Raw genomic sequence first — 22,060 nt, 5'->3', positions numbered from 1 at the left:
CTGTTTGTGATTGCCCTACACGCTCGATTTTTACTGTCGATTTTTAATTTCTTCGCTAATTTTAGCTACAAAATCATCAACATTAAATTTGCCTAGGTCTTCACCTGTGCGGGTACGTACTGCTACTTCCTGTTGTTCAACTTCTTTATCGCCAACAACGAGTAAGTAAGGAATACGCTTAAGTGTATGTTCTCGGATTTTAAAGCCAATCTTCTCATTTCTCAAGTCAGCAGCGGCTCTAATTCCAAGTTTATTTAATTTTTGTACAATTTCGTGCACGTAATCTGCTTGTTTATCGGTAATGTTCATAATTACCACTTGCTTTGGAGCAAGCCACGTTGGGAATAAACCAGCGTATTCTTCAGTTAAAATACCGATAAAGCGCTCAATTGAGCCTAAAATAGCACGGTGTATCATAACTGGAGTGCGTCGTTCGTTATTTTCTGCTACATAAGTAGCGCCTAAACGACCCGGTAATGCAAAGTCGAGTTGCACTGTACCACATTGCCACGCTCTGTCTAAACAATCGTACAAAGTAAATTCAATTTTAGGTCCGTAAAAGGCACCTTCACCTGGTAGGTAATCAAATTCAATGTCGTTTGCTTTAAGTGCATCGGCTAATGCAACCTCTGCTTTGTCCCAAATTTCATCATCGCCGATGCGTTTTTCAGGACGCGTAGAAAGCTTAACTACAATTTTGTCAAAACCGAATGTCTCATATGTATCATAAACCATCTTAATACACGCTGAAACTTCGTCCATTACTTGCTCTTCTGTACAGAACACGTGAGCATCATCTTGTGTAAAGCCACGTACACGCATTAAGCCGTGTAAAGCGCCTGATGGTTCGTTACGGTGACAACAACCAAACTCAGCCATACGCAGTGGTAAATCACGGTACGATTTTAAACCTTGGTTAAAAATTTGCACGTGACCTGGGCAGTTCATTGGTTTTATAGCGTATTCGCGTTTTTCAGACTCTGTGGTAAACATGGCGTCTGAGTATTTTTCCCAGTGACCTGATTTTTCCCACAAAGAGCGGTCCATCATCATTGGACCTTTAACTTCTTCGTAGCTGTACTCACGCAGTTTTTCACGAACAAATTCTTCAAGCTCGCGGTAAATGCTCCAACCATCGTTGTGCCAAAATACCATACCTGGCGCTTCTTCTTGCCAGTGCCATAAATCAAGCGCTTTACCAATACGGCGGTGATCGCGTTTTTCAGCCTCTTCTAAGCGTTTAAGGTACGCTTTAAGCTGCTTTTTATCGCCCCACGCTGTGCCGTAAATACGCTGTAGCATTTTGTTTTCAGAGTCGCCACGCCAGTAAGCGCCAGCTACTTTCATTATTTTGAAGTTTTGGCAGAATTTCATGTTTGGTACGTGCGGACCACGACACATGTCTACGTATTCTTCGTGGTGGTATAATCCTGGGCGATCATCTTTTGCGATGTTTTCGTCCAAAATTTCCATTTTGTATGTTTCGCCACGCGCTTCAAACGTATCGCGTGCTTCTTGCCAGCTTACATTTTTTTTCACTACGTCGTAGTTTGTTTTTGCAAGTTGCAACATACGCTTTTCAATGGCGTCTAAGTCTTCTTGAGACAAAGAATGTTCCATATCAATATCGTAGTAAAAACCGTTATCAATAGTTGGACCAATAGCCATTTTAGCGTCTGGGAAAAGCTGCTTAACTGCGTGACCGATTAAGTGAGCACACGAGTGACGAATAATTTCTAGGCCATCGTCATCTTTTGCGGTGATGATCTCAAGACGCGAATCTTCGTTGATCATATCGCACGCATCAACACGCTCGCCATTAACGCGACCAGCAATGGTTGCTTTAGCTAGGCCTGGGCCAATGTCGTTAGCTACATCAAGAGTACTTACAGGGTTTTCAAAACTACGCTGACTGCCGTCAGGAAGAGTAATAACTGGCATTATAAATCCTTACATACAGTGGTGACACCTACAATGTATCACGTGTATTTTTAAATAAATTAAATGAGAATGACTCGACAACGCTTTTACGAATAAGCATTGACTATTTTTCGCCATAAATGACTAATGTAGATGCTGAGTCTGCTCAACTACAAAAAAGATATTGTCGCGTGATAGAGTATCAATTACAAGTTTAAAGCGCGCTCATTACTTGAAATTTCACCTAAAATTGTCATTTTTTTGTTTTTCGCTCGCTAATTTAAATTAAGCATGTGACAACTTGAGTTTACTGATTATTAAAATGCACCTACACCGCCTTGCTCTCGCAATTTATTAGATGTTGGGTATAATACCAAGCAATTAAGTTATATTAGAGAACAGCAATGAGAACATGTGGTGTAGAAATTACCGGTAGTGATGTACTACTTTGTATTTTAAGTAAAGATAACGACGTATTTGATATTCGCGATGTGCGCCAAACACGCTTTACCTTAGGTAACGGTAACGACACTGAAATAATGCGTAAATTTCAATTTGATTTTGCAAAACTAATGCAAGATTACCAAATTGATTCTGTTGCCATTCGTGAGCGCCAACCTAAAGGTAAATTTGCAGGCAGTGCAAAGGGCTTTAAAATGGAAACAGCGATTCAATTAATTGAAGAGTTAGACGTTCGCGTGTTCTCAACGACCGAAATTAAAGAGCAGCTTAAACGCAACCCTATACCTATTGCTTTTGAAGATACAGGCCTTAAAAAGTACCAAGAAAACGCTTTTGTTAATGCCTATGTATACATTATGAAAAAAACCTACCGCAGTGACGAGCTATAAGTCACACAGCGATTAAAATAAACTATAAAAAACGCCATTTAGTGGCGTTTTTTTATGCCTTTATAAAAGTTAGTTTTTATTGCCCCTCTGTAAAACGTTTCATTTAACTTTTCTTTATGCTTAGTACATTAGTCTAACCACCCTTTCTTTGTCGACAATTTGTGTTTATTTTAACTACAGCCTATATCAATTCGCTTAACTATTTTTTATTTAGCTACACAGCTATTCGTGGCTAAGCAAATGAAAACTGTCTTATCAGCACGGATTGATATAAGTAACTGACACACATTAATACGGAGAAGCATATGCACACACCATCGCGCTCGGTAAAAGAAGTAGAACAAATAAACACATTACCGCTCACAAAAAGCTATTTTAAAGGTGCGCAAAGCACGCCGCTAACGGAAAAAACGATTGGCGAGTACTTTGACTTTATTGTCGACAAACACCCTGATTCGCTCGCTGTCGTTGTTAGCCATCAAAATGTACGCTTAACGTATAAAGTATTTCAAAATGAAGTTAATCAACTCGCTATGGGGCTACTAGCAATCGGCGTTAAACCAGGAGATAGAGTAGGAATATGGTCACCTAATAACATTGAGTGGTGTTTAATCCAATTTGCGAGCGCCAAAATAGGTGCCATTATGGTGTGCATTAACCCTGCCTACAGACCAAACGAGTTAGCCTATGCTTTGAACTCGGTAGAATGCAGCACATTAATTACCGCGTCACATTTTAAAGGCAGCAATTATATAGACATGCTTAACAGCTTAGCGCCTGAACTTACCCAATGTGAACCCGGTGAGCTAAATGCACATGCCCTACCTAGCCTTAAAAATGTAATACGCATTGGCAATGAAAAAAGCCCTGGTATGTTTACGTTTGCTGATGTGATGAATTTTGCTACCCCAGCCCACAAGCTTGAATTAAATGCGATTGCAGCAAATTTAAACGCGGATCAAGACATAAATATACAGTTTACCTCTGGCACCACGGGCAACCCTAAAGGCGCTACACTCACCCATAAAAACATACTAAATAATGCGCTATTTGTTGCAGAGGCTATGCATTTTACAGCGCAAGATAAGCTGTGCATACCTGTGCCTCTGTATCATTGTTTTGCGATGGTGCTTGGCAGCCTGTTATGTGTAAGTAAAGGCGCCGCAGCTATATACCCAAGCGATGCGTTTGATGCAAAAACCACACTTGATGTTGTGCAGCAAGAGGGCTGTACCGCGCTGCATGGTGTGCCGACTATGTTTATTAGCCAACTAGAGCTGCCTAATTTTACCAATTATAACCTCAGCACTTTACGCACTGGTGTAATGGCGGGCTCAACGTGCCCTGAGCAAGTCATGCGTAAAGTCCAAACACAAATGAACATGCATCAAGTATTAATTGCGTATGGGCAAACTGAGTGCAGCCCAATCAACAATATAACCGAAACCGACTCATCAATAGAGCGCCAAGTAACAACCGTTGGCCGAGCCCTTGCTCACACTGAAGTTAAAATTATTGACGAACTGGGTAACATTCAAAAAATAGGTGTACCTGGTGAGGTATGCAGTAAGGGCGCCGGTATAATGCGCTGCTATTGGAATGACGAAGAAAAAACAAAAGCCACTATAGATGACGAAGGCTGGTTACACTCTGGTGATTTAGGGGTAATGGACAGCGAAGGGTTTGTGAGTATTGTTGGCCGCATTAAAGACATGATCATTCGAGGTGGCGAAAACATTTACCCACGCGAAATTGAAGAGGTTCTTTACACTTACCCAGGTATTCAAGATGCCGCTATATTTGGTATTAGTGATGAGAAGTACGGCGAAGAAGTGTGTGCGTGGATCCAGCCAAAAGAAGATGCAGTACTTGATGAGCAAGCAATACGTGCATTTTTAAAAGACAAACTCGCCTATTTTAAAATGCCCCGTTATATTCGCTTTGTAGAGAGTTACCCAATGACAGTAACAGGTAAACTGCAAAAGTTTAAAATGCGAGAGCAAATGCAGCAATCTCTTACTGATAAGGCCTTTTCTTAACCGCAAACATTAACTACAAAAAAGCTCAGCAATTGCTGAGCTTTTAGCGTTAAATAATTTATCTACTCTGCAGGGCGATACTGCTGCTGAACACCTGTTAAAAACAAACGCAAAACTTGGTCGTTACACACACGGTAATGTTTATTTTCTACTTTGCGAGAAAACGCACTGAGCTCATGTTTACTTAATTCAAAGTCAACCTGTGCAAGTGTTGCTATTACATCTTCTGCTTTCATGTTTAAAGCAATACGTAGCTTCATAAAAATAATATTATTATTTAACTTAGCCTCTGGCACTGGCTGTGGGCCTTCGCGCTTGCCACGCTTAGTATTAATAAAGCCATTTAAAAACGTAGCAAACTCAGTGTCTGACATTTTAACAAACCCTTGCTCACCCTCTTTTGTTAACCATGCAACGACTTGCTCAGTGGTAACTGTAGCCTCTGCGGCAGCAAAAATACCGACCATGGCAGTATCGGTTAAATTAAAGGTATAGCGAACACGGCGTAAAATATCGTTATTTGTCAAAGTAATTTCCTGAGTTGAGAGCGAGGCTAAATTAGAGCGCCCACCTTAAATGAGCGCGCAGTTTAGCAGCTTAAGGCACGCTGCCCTATTGATATTTACACTATAAAGAGTTGTTAATTACCCAGTACCTTGGCAGGGTCGACTCGAGTTGCTTGCCACGCTGGGTAAATAGTAGCAAGTACAGCTAAAACAAAGGTAACAATAACTGTTATTCCAATATCACTGAGTACTAATTTACTGGGTAAAAATTCAATAAAATAAACACCTTCAAGCGGATTAGCTGCAAATAACTGGCTAACCCATGTAAACAGCTCACTAATGTTAAGCGCTAATATAACCCCAACTAGTGTGCCAAGTAACACGCCAACAAAGGCTTGCGTTAAACCTTGCATGACAAAGGTAGCTAAAATGGTACTGTCTTTAGCACCCATAGTTTTTAGAATAGCTATGTTGCCTTGTTTTTCGCGCACTTCCATTACAAGCGACGATACAATGTTAAAACTAGCTACCGCTATAATTAAAAACACCACAATGTACACAATTGTGCGTACCATTTGAATATCTTGATACAGGCTACCTTGCGTTCTAAACCAGCTAGAGACATACACATAATCACTAATAGTTTGCCCTACTCGCAGTGCAATTTGATGCGCAGCAAACACATCATCTACGCTCAATCGTAAACCTGTCACTTGGCTGGCGTCGTAACCTAAAACTGACTGTGCTTTATTTAAGTGAATAAATGCAGCGCTACTGTCAATTGGCCCACCCATTTCTATAATGCCCGCAAGTGTTAACGTTACGCGTTTAGGGGCTAATAGAGACTTGCCTTGCTCGCTAATTTTAGGAATGAGTAAAGTAATATTATCGCCTATATTAGCGCCTAATTGCTTTACAATTTGCTTGCCTAAAATAACGTCATTCGTGCGCAGCTGACTAACCAGTGTGCCTTTGGTAAATTGATTTATGGCCGATACATTCCCTTCATAGCTAGGTTCAACGCCGCGTATTTCTACCGCTTTTAGCTGGCTTTTAAATTGCGCCATACCATTTACTGCTATAAATGGCGCAGCACCTGTAACATGAGGCTCTGCTCTAAGTTTTTCTACTTTGTTAGGCCAATCAGCAATCGGTCGGCTAGGCGCTACGTATTCAACTTGCGGTACCACACTTAATAAACGATGCACTAATTGCTGCTCAAAGCCATTAATAACCGAAAGCGCAACAATTAACACCGCCACCCCTAATAAAATACCAACAGTAGAGGCTTTGGCAATAAAGCTTACAAATGCGTTTTTTTCGTCTTTATGGCCAGAATACGCTCTAAAACGTTCACTTAAAAATAAACTAAGCAACATAGTGCGACTCTTTTATAGCAAGTTTCCCATCATCTAAATACGCAATTTTTCCTAGTTTGTCTGCAAGCTCTAAGTCGTGAGTAACCACCACAAAACTAGTATTTAAGCTTTTATTTAGCTCATTAATTAAATCGTAAATTTTAATCGCGTTTTGCTTATCAAGGTTACCGGTAGGTTCGTCGGCTAACACTAATGCGGGTTTAGTCACTAAAGCACGAGCAATAGCAACACGCTGGCGCTCTCCACCAGACAGTGCCGAAGGTTTATGCTCACTGCGATGCGCTAGGCCTACTTTATCTAGCATTTGCAGGGCTTGCTCTTTCGACTCTTTTGCGTTGAGCCCTTTAATTAGAAGCGGCATAGCCACGTTTTCAACCGCACTAAATTCCATTAATAAATGGTGAAACTGATAAATAAAGCCCAAGTTTTTATTTCTAAACGCCGCTTGCTCTGTTCGCGATAATTTAGCAACGTCTTGATTTTTTATTTTAGCGCTACCCGATGTAGCCGTATCAAGGGTTCCTAAAATATGCAATAAGGTACTTTTCCCTGAGCCTGAGCTGCCTACTATAGCCAGCATATCACCTTGGTTAAGAGATAAGTCCACCCCTTTTAATACTTCTACTTGGTTTTGGCCATCTTGATAAACTTTACTTAAGTTTTGACAGCTAATAACTAAATCATTCATAACGCAATACCTCTGCTGGTTTTACTTTTGCGGCTTTGCGCGCAGGATATAAAGTGGCTAAAAAGCTCATTGCAATACTGCTAAGCGCAATAATAACGAGGCTTAACACATTAAATTTTACCGGAAGCTCTACACCTGCTAGTAGGTTTAGCCCCACAGCAGCGAGTAGTTCATTAATATATAAGCTAAACAATACACCTAAAAGTGCCCCTATCGCGGTGCCAATAACCCCGTTATACAAGCCTTGCACCATAAACACTTTTTGTACTTGTGAAGGCGTTAAACCTAAGGTTTGTAATATCGCCACTTCGCCTTGTTTTTCACTCACCATCATAGTCAGTGCCGAAACAATATTAAATACAGCCACTAATACAATCAGCCCTAACAACATAGACATAATACGTTTTTCCATGGCAACCGCGGCAAATAAAGTACCTTGGCTACTGCGCCAGTCACTTACTTGGTAATCGCGTAAAGTGTGCTGGCTGTCCTTTGTAAATTGCGCTAATTCAAAGGGTTCATGTAACGACACACTTAAGTTAGGCGCGGTATTTTTGTTAAGCTTTAATACCCGCTGTAAAGATGCGCCGCTGGTAAATGCAAGGCTCATATCTATCTCTGAGCCGGTTTCGTATATTGCGGCTATTTTAAATAAACGCTGACTAGGTACGCGCCCAAGTGGCGTGTAAGTAGAGGCGTTAGGCATAATTACGCGCAGTTTTTCTCCCATACCTACGCCAAGTTTTCGGCTTAAGTAACGGCTAATAGCTATGTTGTAGCTATTATTTAAAACGTTTTGCCAATCGCCCTGCACAACTTTATCGGTAATTTTATATAGCGATCCGTTATTGCCATACAAGCCTTGCAGTAATACGCCGTGTAAATCTTTATTGGTTTGCAAAATGGCTTCACCGTGGCGGTAAAGGCTTACGTGATCTACATAATCTGAGCGCTCTAATTCGGCTTTTAACGCTGTCATTTGTTCGCTGGTGTGTTTATTGGATTGTACTTCTACGTGAGGAATGAGCCCTAACATATTTGTTTTTAAACTGTTTTCAAAGCCATTCATTACACTGCTTACAGTGAACAAGGCCATTAGCCCTATGGCTATTCCGGCAATAGAAAAAAACGAGATAAACGATATAAACGCATTTCCTTTGGAGGAGCGGCTATATCTGAGCCCTATAAATAAGCTAACCGGTTGAAACATATTATTTAAAACATTTATGCTAAAAGTGTGCGGCTATAGTAGCACGAACTAAGATGAATTGAATATGACCATAAATGTAAGAAATAATTTATAAATCTTATACTTGGCTATATTTTAAGCGCGCTTTATTCAAGCCCAGCCACTAAATAATCGAGTAATACTCTTACGTTGGTGGCAACAAACTGACGCGGTGGGTAAATTCCCCACACGCCTTCTTGATCTGGCTGATAAGAAGTTAATACTGGCACAAGCTCGCCCGTTCGTAGCTCATTTTCAATGTAATAATTTGGCAGCTGCACTATTCCTAAGCCTTTTTTTGCACCATCAACTAATGCCCAACCACTATTACAGCGCAAGCGTCCTGCAATTTTAATGTGTTTATCGCGGCCGTTTTCGTTTACTCGCCAGTAACTGCTGTTACCAATTAAACATTGATGTTGGTTTAGCTCGCCTAGGGTATGAGGCTCACCTACTCGGGATAAATAATCTGGGGAGGCACACATTATAAAGCGCCTAGCACTTAAACGCCGTGCTCTGTGGCTTGAATCTTTTAAATGCCCTAACCGAATGGCTAAATCAAACCCGCCTTCGAGTAAATTTTCTTGCTCGTTAGAAAGCGTAGCAATAACTTCGACCTCAGGATGAGCGTGCATGAAATTGTGCACAATGGGCATAATAAAAGTTTCACCATACATAACTGGTGCTGTTAATTTAATTTTACCTTTAGGCGTTGTTTGCTGCGTTGCTAAGCTTTGCGTGGCATCGTCCATAGCATGTTGTAATTGCTTAGTTTGATGTAAAAAGGCTTCACCTTCTTTGGTTAATACCACTTTGCGGGTGGTACGGGTGAGTAACTGGGTATTTAAACGCTGCTCCAGCGCCGTTACATGGCGACTTATATGAGCAACCGACAACCCCAGTACATTAGCCGCTGCTGTAAAACTGCCCTCTTCACCCACTGCTATAAATTCGTCTATGCCATCCCAACGCGCCATTATTACCATACTGTAAAAGTGTTTTAATAAATCAGAGATTATCATTATTTGAGAAACAAATACAATGGAGCCATCACCCAAACAAATTGGGTCTACAATTGTTATTTAAAACCACTACAAAGGATAAACACATGTCTGAATTTATAAAATCAAAAGCAGCTATTGCGTGGGGTCCAAACCAACCTCTAAGCGTTGAAGAAGTTGATGTGATGATGCCTAAAAAAGGCGAAGTAATGGTAAAAATTACCGCTACTGGTGTTTGTCACACTGATGCATTTACTTTATCAGGTGAAGATCCTGAAGGTATTTTCCCAGCAATTTTAGGCCACGAAGGTGCAGGCGTTGTGTATGCAGTGGGCGAAGGCGTAACCAGTGTTGAAGTAGGCGATCACGTTATTCCACTTTACACCGCTGAATGTGGCGTATGTAAAATGTGTACTTCAGGCAAAACTAACCTGTGTTCAGCAGTGCGCGAAACACAAGGTAAAGGCCTTATGCCAGATGGCACTACACGCTTTTTTAAAGACGGCCAACCAATTTATCACTACATGGGTACGTCTACTTTTTCTGAGTACACAGTACTTCCAGAAATTTCACTCGCAAAAGTAAACAAAGAAGCGTCGCTTGAAGAAATTTGTTTATTAGGCTGTGGCGTAACCACAGGTATGGGCGCGGTAACAAACACTGCAAACGTAAAACCTGGCGATACCGTGGCTATTTTTGGCTTAGGTGGCATTGGTTTATCGGCTATTATTGGTGCAAAAATGGCCGGCGCGGGTCGCATTATTGGTGTTGATATTAATACCAGCAAATTTGACCTTGCAACAAAACTTGGCGCAACCGATTTAGTAAACCCTAAAGATTTCGACAAGCCAATTCAAGAAGTCATTGTTGATATGACCGATGGCGGTGTTGATTACTCGTTTGAGTGTATTGGTAACGTTGATGTAATGCGCTCAGCACTTGAGTGTTGTCATAAAGGTTGGGGTGAGTCGGTAATTATTGGTGTAGCCGGTGCTGGCCAAGAAATTTCAACCCGTCCATTCCAACTAGTAACAGGGCGTGTATGGCGTGGTAGCGCATTTGGTGGCGTTAAAGGCCGTTCACAGTTACCTGAAATAGTTGAGCGTTACATGGCTGGCGAATTTGCCCTTAACGACTTTATTACGCATACCATGAGCCTTGAAGAAATTAACGATGCGTTTGATTTAATGCACGAAGGTAAAAGTATTCGTACAGTAATTCACTACTAATACGCTATTGGTAACCTATGTATTAAAAAGCCGTAATACTTAATTGTTTGCGGCTTTTAAGGATTTTTATGTTAGAGAATATCTCAAGTACAAAAGTAGCAGGTGGATGGCACAAACAGTACACCCACACTGCAACAAGTACCCATTGCACAATGCGTTTTGCGGTATTTTTACCCCCAGGCGCAAGCGAAACAAATAAAGTGCCGGTACTTTATTGGCTATCGGGTTTAACCTGTACAGACGAAAACTTTATGCAAAAAGCCGGCGCATTTAAAAAAGCGGCTGAGCTGGGTATTGCAATTGTAGCGCCTGATACAAGCCCACGTGGTGATAATGTCCCTGATGACGATAACTACGACTTTGGCCAAGGCGCAGGCTTTTACGTAAACGCAACACAAGCACCGTTCAATACACATTTTAATATGTATGACTATGTAGTTGATGAACTACCTATGCTTATTGAGCAACACTTCCCAGTAACCAGTACTAAAGCAATTAGTGGTCACTCTATGGGCGGGCACGGCGCTTTAATGGTGGCACTTAAAAACCCTAAAGCGTTTGTTAGCGCTTCGGCCTTTAGCCCTATTGTTAATCCAATTGACTGCCCATGGGGCGTGAAAGCATTTACGGGTTATTTAGGCACTGACAAAGAGCTCTGGGCTCAATACGATTCGTGCGAGTTGATGAAAAAAGCGCAGCAGGCTGATTTTCTCCCCATGCTTGTTACACAGGGCGATGCCGATGGGTTTTTAGAGGAGCAACTTAAGCCACAAAATTTAGCGGCTGTTGCTAAAAATAAAGGCTATCCGCTTAGCATTGAAATGCAAGCTGGCTACGATCATAGTTACTTTTTTATAAGCAGCTTTATTGACCAACACTTATCATTTCATAGTCAGTTTTTAACTGCGTAATCTCATTAGTGTGTAGATCAGACTTATCTACTTCTACACACTCTTTCAATACTTTACTCACTTGCCTACACACTTGTACCGTATTGCCCTCACCTTTTACTAAATTGATCAGCAATGAATCTATTTTTAACCCTATATCGGTAAAACTAAACCCGTTTTTGTCTTTCGGTAGAGGTTCGAGTGGATTTTTATAAGGCTCAGAGCGAGCTGGGCTATTACTATATTTATTGGCGCGTGCATTTGACTGTGCCTGCCCATCAATTATAACACCAGCGACTGTGCAGCCACTTAGGTAAATAACACATAAACATAAAGTTAGCGCTCTCATGACTCATCCTGATCAAAAACATTACCTAAATTATAAACATCTTTAAAAATAGTATTGTAAAAATATGTATACCTGTTCTATATACTTAATTTTGAACGGCCTAAGCGTACAATTTAATACAGTGCGTCATCCTTTTATTAATAAAATGGGTTTAAGCCCTAATACTTAAATTCACTTATACACTCTTTTATAAAGCCCACCAGCTGCAAAATAAAAATAACTAAAAACGGTAAAGCGCCAATAATAGCAATGGTTCTGTTTAGTGGCTCATTATTTTGTACCAGCAATATAAAGGCACAAAGCCCAAGCGCGAGTGACCAACCATAAATACTCCATGCTTTTGCCTTTTTGCTATTTGTTAAATCACGTATTACTAATATGGCCGAATCGGCTGAGGTAACCACAAAAATAAGTAACAGTAACAAGCTTGACCAAATAAGTACGGCGCCTTGCCAGCCTAACTGCTGAAAAAATATAAATAGCCCTTGGGTGTAGTCGGCTTTAATGGCATCTAAAATACCGGCATGGTAGGTTTTATCCCATGCGATAGCCGAGCCCGAAAACACACTAAACCACACAATAGTCACAAGCGTAGGTAGCAAAACTACGCCCAATATATATTGCCATACTGGCCGGCCTTGGCTAATTTTAGCTAAAAACACGCCAACAAAAGGTCCCCACGCTAACCACCAAAAATAATAATTGTAGGTCCAGCCATTTGCCCACTCGGGGTTATTAAGTTGGCTTTGTAATTGCCATGCCCCTGTAAAAATAAGCCGTAAGTAATCCCTTGTGCCCTCAATGGCAATAGCCATTATAGGCTGTATGGGCATTAACAAAAGCAGCCACAATAAAAGTAAAAAAGCTAGCCAAACATTAAACTTACTCAGCGTTTGAATACCTTTTTTAAGCCCAAGCTTGGCCGATATTGTATACAGCAATACAATTAAGCTGATTATGATAAAACCAGATACAAGCGCGGACTCTATCCCTAAGTTTATTTCAATTCCCTTGCGTAGCAATAACGTAGAGTTTGCAATTGTCCCAACCACACCAAAAAAAATGGCGAGCACGGCCACTAATTTAACAATAAAGGTAAGCCTGTTTTGGTATTTTATATTTATTGCGCCTTTTAATGCACTGATTACCGGTGCGCTAATATCACCACTGCAATGACTGTTTTTTGTTAAGCCACCTAACACAAGCCCAAATACTGCATAAAGAGCCCACGCATGCGCCCCCCAGTTAACCAACGTCAGCGCTAAAGCACTACTTACTTTGTCAGGGTAAAGTGTATGTTTTAAAGGAGAGTTGACTACATTCAACGCAGGCTCTGCAACTCCCCAAAAAATTAAACCCGACCCCATCCCTGCGGCAAAAAGCATAGAAAGCCAACCAAATAAGCCAAATTCAATATGGGCATTGTCACCGCCTACTTTTCGCCTCCCAAGCGGGCTTATGGCAATAACGATAACTGCAAGTAATAAAAAATTTACTAATAAAAAAAACGGCGCCCCTAAAAAACTTAAAGCGTTATTTATAAGCGGTTGCAAATGATTGGTGAGTAATTGAGGCGCCAAAAATGCAATAGCACAAAGAGTAAGGCAAAGTAATAACGCTGTTTTTTCAAGCTTGGTTGTATGTAAAGGCAAGTGAAATACTGTTTATTTATGTTTAATAATAAAATAATACGCACTTTGCATAATTAATTAAACGCATAGGCAGGGTTTATCTGTAAAAGCGTAAATTAACTATGTAAATGTTACCAATTAATTAATGAATGCATCTCACATTTAGATTTAACACATTGAATTTATATAATAAAATAAGCTGGCCTATAGGTTGCTATTAGTTTACACCCTTAACCAATAGAGACCATTATGGAAATTGATTTACAGTGGAACGAAATCATCGATAATTTAGTACACCTTGGCATTGCCTACATACTCGCCCTGCCTATGGCTTACGACAGGGAGCGAAGCCACCATGGTGCAGGGTTAAGGACTTTTCCACTTGTTGCAGTTGCCTCATGTGGCTATGCGGTAATTGCTATGTCAGTGCTAGAAGGTGCAGAAGCACAATCTAAAATGCTACAAGGGATTATTACCGGCATAGGCTTTATTGGCGGTGGTGCAATTTTAAAAAATAATAACTCTACATCGGGTACCGCAACAGCAGCAAGCATATGGAATATGGGTTTAATTGGTATAGCGGTTGCCTACAGCCGTTACGAAATTGCAATTTTACTAGCTATCATTAATTTTATAACACTGAGGTACATTAAAAAGTTTAAGTAATGCTAGGGTGTACCATTATGAAATTACTAAAAAGAAGATAAATTGTGAGTAACTACTGCAACCTAAATTAATGTAATAAATCAAGGTGCTTAAAAGCGCTCAAGCTCGCATGACGATACTATATAACATATAATATCGGCAAATTTATACAACATATTTGAGCTTAATAATGTCGTCTCACTTTACAGCCCCTCGGTTGCATCATATTGATTCATTGCGTGGCATTATCATTATATTTATGGTGATTGACCATGGTATGTATTATTGTCTTAATTACTCAGTAACCGATCCTATGACGGTTCCGGGTACCAGCCCTGTTACTTTTTTCACCCGCTTTATTTCGCACTTTTGCGCCCCTTTATTTGTTTTTTTAGCAGGCCTTTCGGCAGCTGTTACCGAGCATAAATACGCTTCAACTAAGGCATTTTCTTACAATTTAATTGTCCGTGGTTTGGTGCTAATCATTTTTGAATTTACCATTGTTTCCTGGTCATGGAGCTTTAACCCCGCTTTTCCAATGTTATACGCACAGGTCATTTGGGCGATAGGCTGGGGATTTGTCATATTAGGCTTATTACGTTTATTAGGCATTTATGCAGTGCTAATAAGTGCTTTATTGTTGGTGTTTGGCCATAACCTATTTGATGGCGTAAGCTTTGAGCCAAATACGTTTGCACATACACTTTGGTCTATTACACATCAAAAAAATGTACTTGAACTACCTTTGGGCTTAAGAATGAGAACAACTTACCCAGTTGCGCCCATTGTAGGTTTAATGGCTTTAGCTTACTGCGCGGGGGTATATTATAAAAAACACCAGTACAAAGCTCAGGTGATGAATTATGCAGCTATATTAGGTGCAAGCTGCCTTGCTTTATATACTGTGCTTCGCGGTTTTAATTTATACGGCGACACTTCAGTATTTACTATTCATACCAATACTATTAATACTGTTATGTCGTTTTTAAACCCGACTAAATACCCACTGTCATTACAATTTATGTTGCTAACCGTAGGCCTTGGGCTAATTGCGCTTAAACTTTTAAGCCATGTTAAAGCCGACTTTTCTCGCAACTTTTTACAAGTGCTTGGTAAAACCAGTATGTTCTCATACCTTGCACATTTGTATTTATTGCACGCTGTCGCTTGGTTGCTTATCCCTGTTTTAGGACTTAGTTTTAGCGATATGACATACGGCGACACATTAGTAGGCCTTCCACCGGGGTACGGTATGAGTTATGGCGCAACTTTGTTATTTATAGCTGTGGTTATAGGCTTAACCACTTTACTTGCAAAACGCTATTTAGGCTGGAAGCGCAATAATAAGCACACTCTAATTGCTAAATATATATAACAAAAACCCCACATAATATTGTGGGGTTTTTATTTAAGTGTTTATTACCAATAAAATACTTTATAAAAAGCTTTCACCAGTTTGTTTTAAAGTAACCGTTTGCGCCTGTGCACTTTTAATTAATAGCCCACAACGAATATCATTTTTTGATATTAATATTTTATCAATCTCGTTGGTATTATAATTAACGACTTTGTTTTCACAGCGAAGTTGTACTTTAGATAACGGTTTACTCGCGCTAAGTTCAACCGTACCTTTAGAAAGTAAAGGTAAAACCGCTTTTTCAGACTCAAGCGTTATTTGCTGATTTATAGCGCCAGAATTTTTATAAATGTCATTCACTTGTGCAAGTAATTGCGCTCTATTTTCCTCGCTAAACGTTATTGATTCAATATCGCCTAATGCATCAATTGCATCGTAAGCACGTAAGTAGTCTTGTTTTGAAATAAACCACTGTAAGGCATTTTTAATAACACGTTTTTTTATTTGATCCGGTAAGTTATCTCTAAACAAAAAGGCTTCATAAATAGACTTATCAAAGCTTTTCCAATCTTGCACAAAGTAGCTATGTTGGCTTTTAAGCCAAGTCAGTAAAACTATTTCGACTGTGTTTTTAGTGTGTTCGTTTTCAAGCTCAGTAATATACGTTTTAGCTTCATCGTACTTTTTATCATCAATAAGCTGGCTGGCTTTCTCATAATCGTCAAAAAACGCCGGGGATGCCTGATTGTTAGAAAAACTAGCATGTACATTTTGCGAGCTTACCGTAATAGTTTTCGCCGTAGGCACGGCACTGCCATTTATCTGTGCACTTTTATAATTAAGCTTAGAAACATAATCGAGAACTTCTCGTTGATATTTTTTTTGACCAAGCGAAGCCACAATTTCGATATCACTCACCTGGCCGTTTTCATCAACCACGTAGCTACTTAAATTAATCCCTTCTAACCTCGATGCACGCGGCGAGGTATTAGTGAGCTGGTCGTAATTTTTATTAATAATTTCAGCAGCTACAAAATCATCTGCTGATACTGATAAGTGAGTAAAGGTTGAAGCGAGAGAAAGTGCTAGTAAAAGTTTTTTCATCGATATATCCATCCTAGATTATGTTTCTATTATAAAAACAAAGGTACTCCATAAATGCAAGTTAATCCATAAAAAACACGTCATTTCTTAATCAACTTTATACCAATCTGCTTTATTAAGTGAGCTATTATGAGGCTGGAAAAACGTGTTTGTAGCTAGGTAAAAAATTCGCTATTTAATTAATCTAATTGAGAATTTTAACGCTTGTAGCGACATGTTTAGCCGTGCAAAATGATTGAGTATTACGGATTGGTATTATTATGGGTTTTATAAAAGACACAGGCATAAAAAAAGGCGCCTTAAACAGCGCCTTTGGATTCAAGTATGTGTGCTTAAAACATATCTTGATAGGAGTTGGTTGTATTAAACGAAATTGCTTTATCAAAACCAGGAAGCTCTATGCCGTCCTCGCCAATTACAATGTCGTTATCGTCAATGGCGCCATCACCAAAACGATATACTAATTCGTACTTTCCAAGGTCAGCTTGCGCTTTATAGGTATTTTGCGCAGCAACAACGGATGTGTTTTTATCAGCGTAATCATTCATCGCTTTTTCACCATGACGCTTAGCAAGCATTTGTAGTGTTACTTTAGCGCTAAGTACAGTTGCAGTGGCGTTATTACCGCCAAAACCTTTTGAGTTTATAAAGGCTATGTCCATGTCGCCACAGTCGTAATGACTGTTACGTATATCTAAGTGATCAGCATAAACATCGTCGGCAACTTTATCTATGGTAGTAATACCCGGCATAATATTATGGCTAAATACACCAAGCGCAATAGCGAGCTGATCGCCACTGGCGGGGGCAATTGTATGCCCTACATAAGCTTTTGGCGCCGTCACTTTCCAGCTATCAATGGCAAACGTTTGTGCCACTTTATGGTAAATAAGTGACTCTGTTACTCTATTTTGCGGCGTGCTAGAACCATGCGCTAAAATAAAGCTGCGCTTTTGTAACGCCTCTTTACCTAATAAACTTGTTGCAAGCGCTGCAGATTTGGCCATTGTAATGTAGTTACCAGGGCCCGGTGAGGTGATTGATTTTTTTATACCATCGGCATTTACAAATACATCCGGTACTGAGCCCATAATGTCTGCACCTAGTTCAAGTGCTAACGCATCTTCCATTAAAATGGCCACTTGTGCGCCTTCACCTAATGTAAAACCACAGTTTTCGCCAAATGGACGGCTACTTTTACGGTAATTTGGCTCTTGTTCACTGCTTAAATTATCTAAACGGCGCAGACCTTCAACATTGGCAAGGGCGCTCATATTACCAAAGCCTTCTACTACTTCAGGCGTGATAGCGCATTCAACACTTGCTACCACCGCAACACGGGTGCGCCCTGCTTGAATATCGTTTACTGCAGCGCGTAAGTTATATAAAAATGTGGCACATGCACCCGAGGTAGAAAACGTAGTACCTACATTACCTGTAACGTATGCGTTTATAAAATCAGTCGACATCGTGTTTAAGCCAAGTGCTAATTGCTTTGTACTAACACGATCGCCCTGCTGGCGTGCTTTAACTAAACCGCCTAATCCTTTGTCGTCCATTTGGCCAATAACCGAGGCTGAATAAGTACCAATTTTATCTGGCTCTACGCTATTCATTATGCGTTGCCAATCAAGACCAGTTGACTTAATAGCATCGTTTGCTGCAAATATAGTGGCTTGCAAACCACGTGGCTGGTAACGGCTGTTATACATTATTGACGGATCAAACCCGGTAGGAAACTGCCCTGCCGATTTAATTGGGTTATCACGGGTAGAATCTAATTTTACATCTAGCTCTGCCGCTATAGTCACTTTTACTTTTTTGCCTTCAAGCTCTTGAACTTTCCAACTGGCAGGCACCGGGGTTGGTAAGTCGCGTGCGCGCGTTTCAAATACAATTGCGTTTTCATCAGAGGACTTTAACGTCATCTTTTGCTGCCAAGGCGTGGCATCTGCGTCAAAATGTTCTTTTTCAATTTTACGAATAAGTGTGCCAGCAATAATTTGCTCACCAAAGCGTGCTTCTATGTCGCTTTGCTCAACATTATTACCGTTTGTGTCTTGTAATTGACCATCAACAACGCGTACTAAGTTCATTAATGTGGCGAGGCCTAAAAATGTTTCACTACGAGCTTGTGCGTTTAATGCGTCTAACACGATACGGCGGTAACCTTGATGAAAAGAAGTACGGCCAGCGGCGTTAATACCACCCATGCCTACTATTACGGGTAATGCTGTCATAATTAACCTTTAAAACGTGTTATAGGAGAAGCCAACAGTTTAATTGGATTAACCACAACACTTTGTGCTTTAATAGCCAAATATTCAGCATTAAAGGCCAAAAAGTACTGGTCGGAGCATTCACATGCATAAAAAATCAGTAAATCCAGCGTTAAATATTGCCATAGCGGTGTACCCACATTTACTTATTACCAGTTTAACACTGCCTATTGAAATGCTAAGAGCGGGTGAGGCATATGCAAAAGGCCATTTAAGCCACACGGATTTTAGACCGCTTAGTATAAATTTAATTGCTAAAAATAATGAGCCAATACAAAACCGTACTGGGCTTGCCATAGTTCCCGACTGCACCACACACAACGCGCCCTACAACGACTTAATTATTGTACCTGGGATTTGGCGAAACCCTCGCCCTGTAGTACGTACTAATAAAGAAGTGGTTGAATGGCTACAAGAAAGCTTTGAAACCGGCAGTCATATAATTGGTGTAGGCACGGGTAATTGCTTAGTTGCAGAGGCAGGCTTACTTGATGGGCACCCTGCAACAACCCATTGGCATTACGCCAAACAATTTAGCCACGACTACCCGTTAGTGCGCTTAAAGCCCGACTTTTTTATCACCCAGTCAGAGCGCATGTATACAGTGGCAAGTTTAAATGCCCTTGCCGATGTAATCGTTCATATTATTAGCCAATACTATGGCAAAGCAGCAGCTCAACATGTAGAGCGTAACTTTTCGCACGAAGTACGTAAACCATACGAAGATCAGCGCTACCTTGAAGGCGCGGTTGACCGCCATCCAGATGAACTCATAGCGCAAATTCAGTTTTGGCTTAAAACTAATTTAGCCAGCGAGTTAAACTTACAAGAAGTAGCCGCACAATTTAGTTTGAGTTATCGTACATTTACCCGCCGCTTTAAGCTTGCGACTAATCAAAGCCCTATAGAATATTGGCAACAATTACGGGTAGAAGGCGCTAAAGAGCTATTAGCTTCATCTAATTTAACGATTCAAGAGGTGGCACTTGAGGTCGGCTATAACGACCAAGGTCATTTAACCCGCGTGTTTAAAAAAGTGCTTAGCCAAACGCCAAGCGAGTACAGAAAAGTAGTACGAAGAAAACTATTTGGCTAATACAAAGCTGCAATTAAGTGGCTTTTTTCCTTATATAAATTACACTATTAGCTAAAATCCTAGCTAGGTTATTGTATGAGCGATGAAATAAAACAGCACCTTTTTGAACAACAAAATAATGGCTCAGTAGACGAAAAGTTATTAAGGTTACTTTCGCTTGTGCGCAAACATCTTAAAATGGATGTGGCGTTTATATCAGAATTTACACAAACAGATCGGGTTTTTAAGGTGGTCGATAATCATACCAATAACCACTGCGTATCAGTAGGTAATTCAGATCCTATTTGTGAGACTTACTGTAAAAAAATTTCAGACAACGACCTTGAACCAATAATTCCTAACACACATAAACACCCTATTACTAAGACTATGCCGGTCACCAAAAAATTAAATATAGGCGCTTACATAGGTGTGCCGATTGTTTTAGCATCAGGCAAAACGTACGGTACCTTTTGCTGTTATAAAACCACATTTGATGACAACTTAAATGATAGAGACCTGGCTTTTTTAAAACTAATTTCAGAGCTTGCTACCGAGCTCATTGAACAAAGATCACAATCAGACACCATAAGTAATGAAACAAAAATCCTGATTGAAAATATTATAAAAACAAATGCCATCACTATTTATTTTCAGCCAATTTTTAACCTAGCGACGAATCGGCTATCGGGTTATGAATCGCTTTCACGCTTTTTTACTCAACCTTACAAAACCCCCGATGTATGGTTTAAAGATGCCGACAACTTAGGGCTAGGTGAAGCACTGGAAATTCTTGCTATACAAAACACCCTACATTGTATGGATGAACTTGCCCCACATGCCTACGTGACTATAAATACATCCCCTGCACATATATTATCGGGCTCAATTAATAATGTACTACAAAATGTTGATTGCACCCGCATTATATTAGAAGTCACAGAGCACTCGCCTATTTTAGATTACCAAGCTATGCGCGCGGCACTTGAGCCACTGAGAAATAAAGGCGTAAAATTAGCTATTGACGATGTAGGCGCTGGATTTTCGTCTTTTCAGCACATACTTGAGCTAGAAGCCGATATTATAAAACTTGATATAAGCCTGACTGAAAATATAAATAACGACCAAAGAAAGTTTTTACTCGCAAAAGCATTATGTGGTTTTGCAAAAGCAATTAATTGTACGATTGTAGCTGAAGGTATCGAAAATAAAGAAGAGCTTCTCACATTGAGGCAGCTAAAAGTAGATAACGTCCAAGGCTACTTTATTGGTCGCCCTGCGCCTATTAACGAGGCAATAGAGTACCAAGCAGTCACGCTTTAGCTAATACACTCATATAAAAACGCCACTAAATTAGTGGCGTTAAATCAGTGGCTTTCTGTGTCGTTAAAGTCTTTTCGGTAGTAACGCTTTTGATAATTTTTTACTTTAGTGTGCACGCCTTTGCTTAGGCTTTTAAATTTTGCCTCCAGTACATCTACACCGTATAAAATACCAACCACCAGCACCGAAATTTTAATGGCAGCAGCTAGACTGTCGGTGGCTATCATTACGCCAATTGAGGCAAGCACCCAAATGGTTGCAGCAGATGTTACCCCTACTACAGCGCCGTCTTTTGCAAGCATGACCCCTGCACCTAAAAAGCCAATGCCTGTAATTATTTGCCCCACTACACGCGAATGATCAATCACATCGCCTTGTAAGTTAAACGCGGTCGATAAAAACAAATACGTGCCCAGCGTTATGAGCGCAGAGGTACGAATACCCACAGGCTTACCGCGCAATTGCCGTTCTAACCCAATTATTGCACCGCAAAAAGCGGCGGTACCAATGGCCGCCCACGAATAAGGGGCTACATCAATTAAATCTAAAAAAGTCACTCTTTACTT

Annotated in this window: 19 protein-coding genes; 8 read left to right on the top strand and 11 right to left on the bottom strand. The window is 40.3% G+C overall.

The window, feature by feature from the left end; translation table 11 throughout:
* Positions 1-30: 30 nt before the first annotated feature.
* Positions 31-1,941 (bottom strand): threonine--tRNA ligase, encoded by a 1,911-nt coding sequence (gene thrS / locus AN395_RS06390; protein ID WP_004587838.1) that lies wholly within the window; start codon positions 1,939-1,941, stop codon positions 31-33.
* 383 nt (positions 1,942-2,324) lie between these two features.
* Between thrS and AN395_RS06385 the strand changes: the two genes are divergently transcribed.
* Both AN395_RS06385 and AN395_RS06380 read left to right on the top strand, forming a co-directional pair.
* A complete protein-coding gene (locus tag AN395_RS06385; RefSeq protein WP_004587837.1) occupies positions 2,325-2,771 on the top strand; it encodes a DUF3010 family protein in 447 nt (148 codons plus the stop codon).
* A 305-nt stretch (positions 2,772-3,076) separates the two neighbouring features.
* On the top strand, positions 3,077-4,810 hold the full coding sequence (locus AN395_RS06380) for an AMP-binding protein (protein WP_054982441.1): 1,734 nt from the start codon (positions 3,077-3,079) through the stop codon (positions 4,808-4,810).
* Between the two features lie 62 nt (positions 4,811-4,872).
* Here the strand turns inward: AN395_RS06380 and AN395_RS06375 are convergent, their stop codons facing one another.
* The 5 genes from AN395_RS06375 to AN395_RS06355 form a co-directional block, all read right to left on the bottom strand.
* Positions 4,873-5,337 (bottom strand): DUF1456 family protein, encoded by a 465-nt coding sequence (locus AN395_RS06375; protein WP_054982440.1) that lies wholly within the window; start codon positions 5,335-5,337, stop codon positions 4,873-4,875.
* 113 nt (positions 5,338-5,450) lie between these two features.
* Entirely contained in the window at positions 5,451-6,695 is a 1,245-nt protein-coding gene (locus AN395_RS06370; protein ID WP_054982439.1) for a lipoprotein-releasing ABC transporter permease subunit, read from the bottom strand.
* A complete protein-coding gene (gene lolD, locus AN395_RS06365; RefSeq protein ID WP_054982438.1) occupies positions 6,685-7,383 on the bottom strand; it encodes a lipoprotein-releasing ABC transporter ATP-binding protein LolD in 699 nt (232 codons plus the stop codon). Before lolD ends, AN395_RS06370 begins: the two co-directional genes overlap by 11 nt.
* Complete coding sequence (locus AN395_RS06360; RefSeq protein ID WP_054982437.1) at positions 7,376-8,593, bottom strand: lipoprotein-releasing ABC transporter permease subunit; 1,218 nt, start codon at positions 8,591-8,593, stop codon at positions 7,376-7,378. The genes lolD and AN395_RS06360 overlap by 8 nt, the downstream gene beginning before the upstream one ends.
* 125 nt (positions 8,594-8,718) lie before the next feature.
* Entirely contained in the window at positions 8,719-9,588 is an 870-nt protein-coding gene (locus tag AN395_RS06355) for a LysR family transcriptional regulator (protein WP_029774426.1), read from the bottom strand.
* Positions 9,589-9,719: 131 nt separating this feature from the next.
* Between AN395_RS06355 and AN395_RS06350 the strand changes: the two genes are divergently transcribed.
* On the top strand, positions 9,720-10,841 hold the full coding sequence (locus AN395_RS06350) for an S-(hydroxymethyl)glutathione dehydrogenase/class III alcohol dehydrogenase (protein WP_004587830.1): 1,122 nt from the start codon (positions 9,720-9,722) through the stop codon (positions 10,839-10,841).
* A 68-nt stretch (positions 10,842-10,909) separates the two neighbouring features.
* Positions 10,910-11,752, top strand: a complete 843-nt coding sequence (fghA, locus tag AN395_RS06345; RefSeq protein WP_004587829.1) for an S-formylglutathione hydrolase — start codon at positions 10,910-10,912, stop codon at positions 11,750-11,752.
* Here fghA and AN395_RS06340 read toward each other — a convergent pair.
* Positions 11,706-12,080, bottom strand: a complete 375-nt coding sequence (locus AN395_RS06340) for a hypothetical protein (protein WP_054982436.1) — start codon at positions 12,078-12,080, stop codon at positions 11,706-11,708. The two genes, fghA and AN395_RS06340, sit on opposite strands and share 47 nt — an antisense overlap.
* 158 nt (positions 12,081-12,238) lie before the next feature.
* Positions 12,239-13,732, bottom strand: coding sequence for a BCCT family transporter (locus AN395_RS06335; RefSeq protein WP_054982435.1), 1,494 nt, complete (start codon positions 13,730-13,732; stop codon positions 12,239-12,241).
* 228 nt (positions 13,733-13,960) lie between these two features.
* Between AN395_RS06335 and AN395_RS06330 the strand changes: the two genes are divergently transcribed.
* A complete protein-coding gene (locus AN395_RS06330; protein WP_054982434.1) occupies positions 13,961-14,377 on the top strand; it encodes an MgtC/SapB family protein in 417 nt (138 codons plus the stop codon).
* A 169-nt stretch (positions 14,378-14,546) separates the two neighbouring features.
* Entirely contained in the window at positions 14,547-15,731 is a 1,185-nt protein-coding gene (locus AN395_RS06325) for a DUF1624 domain-containing protein (RefSeq protein WP_054982433.1), read from the top strand.
* 60 nt (positions 15,732-15,791) lie between these two features.
* Here AN395_RS06325 and AN395_RS06320 read toward each other — a convergent pair whose 3' ends face one another.
* Together AN395_RS06320 and AN395_RS06315 are read right to left on the bottom strand one after the other, a co-directional pair.
* Positions 15,792-16,817 (bottom strand): energy transducer TonB, encoded by a 1,026-nt coding sequence (locus tag AN395_RS06320; RefSeq protein WP_054982432.1) that lies wholly within the window; start codon positions 16,815-16,817, stop codon positions 15,792-15,794.
* A 332-nt stretch (positions 16,818-17,149) separates the two neighbouring features.
* On the bottom strand, positions 17,150-19,057 hold the full coding sequence (locus tag AN395_RS06315) for a beta-ketoacyl synthase (protein ID WP_054982431.1): 1,908 nt from the start codon (positions 19,055-19,057) through the stop codon (positions 17,150-17,152).
* Between the two features lie 124 nt (positions 19,058-19,181).
* On the opposite strand from AN395_RS06315, the gene AN395_RS06310 reads away from it, so the two are divergent.
* Together AN395_RS06310 and AN395_RS06305 are read left to right on the top strand one after the other, a co-directional pair.
* Positions 19,182-20,192, top strand: a complete 1,011-nt coding sequence (locus AN395_RS06310) for a GlxA family transcriptional regulator (protein ID WP_054982430.1) — start codon at positions 19,182-19,184, stop codon at positions 20,190-20,192.
* 75 nt (positions 20,193-20,267) lie between these two features.
* On the top strand, positions 20,268-21,494 hold the full coding sequence (locus AN395_RS06305; protein WP_054982429.1) for an EAL domain-containing protein: 1,227 nt from the start codon (positions 20,268-20,270) through the stop codon (positions 21,492-21,494).
* 44 nt (positions 21,495-21,538) lie between these two features.
* Here the strand turns inward: AN395_RS06305 and AN395_RS06300 are convergent, their stop codons facing one another.
* Entirely contained in the window at positions 21,539-22,051 is a 513-nt protein-coding gene (locus AN395_RS06300) for an MgtC/SapB family protein (protein ID WP_054982428.1), read from the bottom strand.
* Positions 22,052-22,060 lie beyond the last annotated feature (9 nt).

The sequence above is a fragment of the Pseudoalteromonas sp. P1-30 genome (assembly GCF_001400005.1).
In the GTDB taxonomy this organism is placed as follows: domain Bacteria; phylum Pseudomonadota; class Gammaproteobacteria; order Enterobacterales; family Alteromonadaceae; genus Pseudoalteromonas; species Pseudoalteromonas atlantica.
This window is presented reverse-complemented; position numbering and strand designations above follow the sequence as displayed.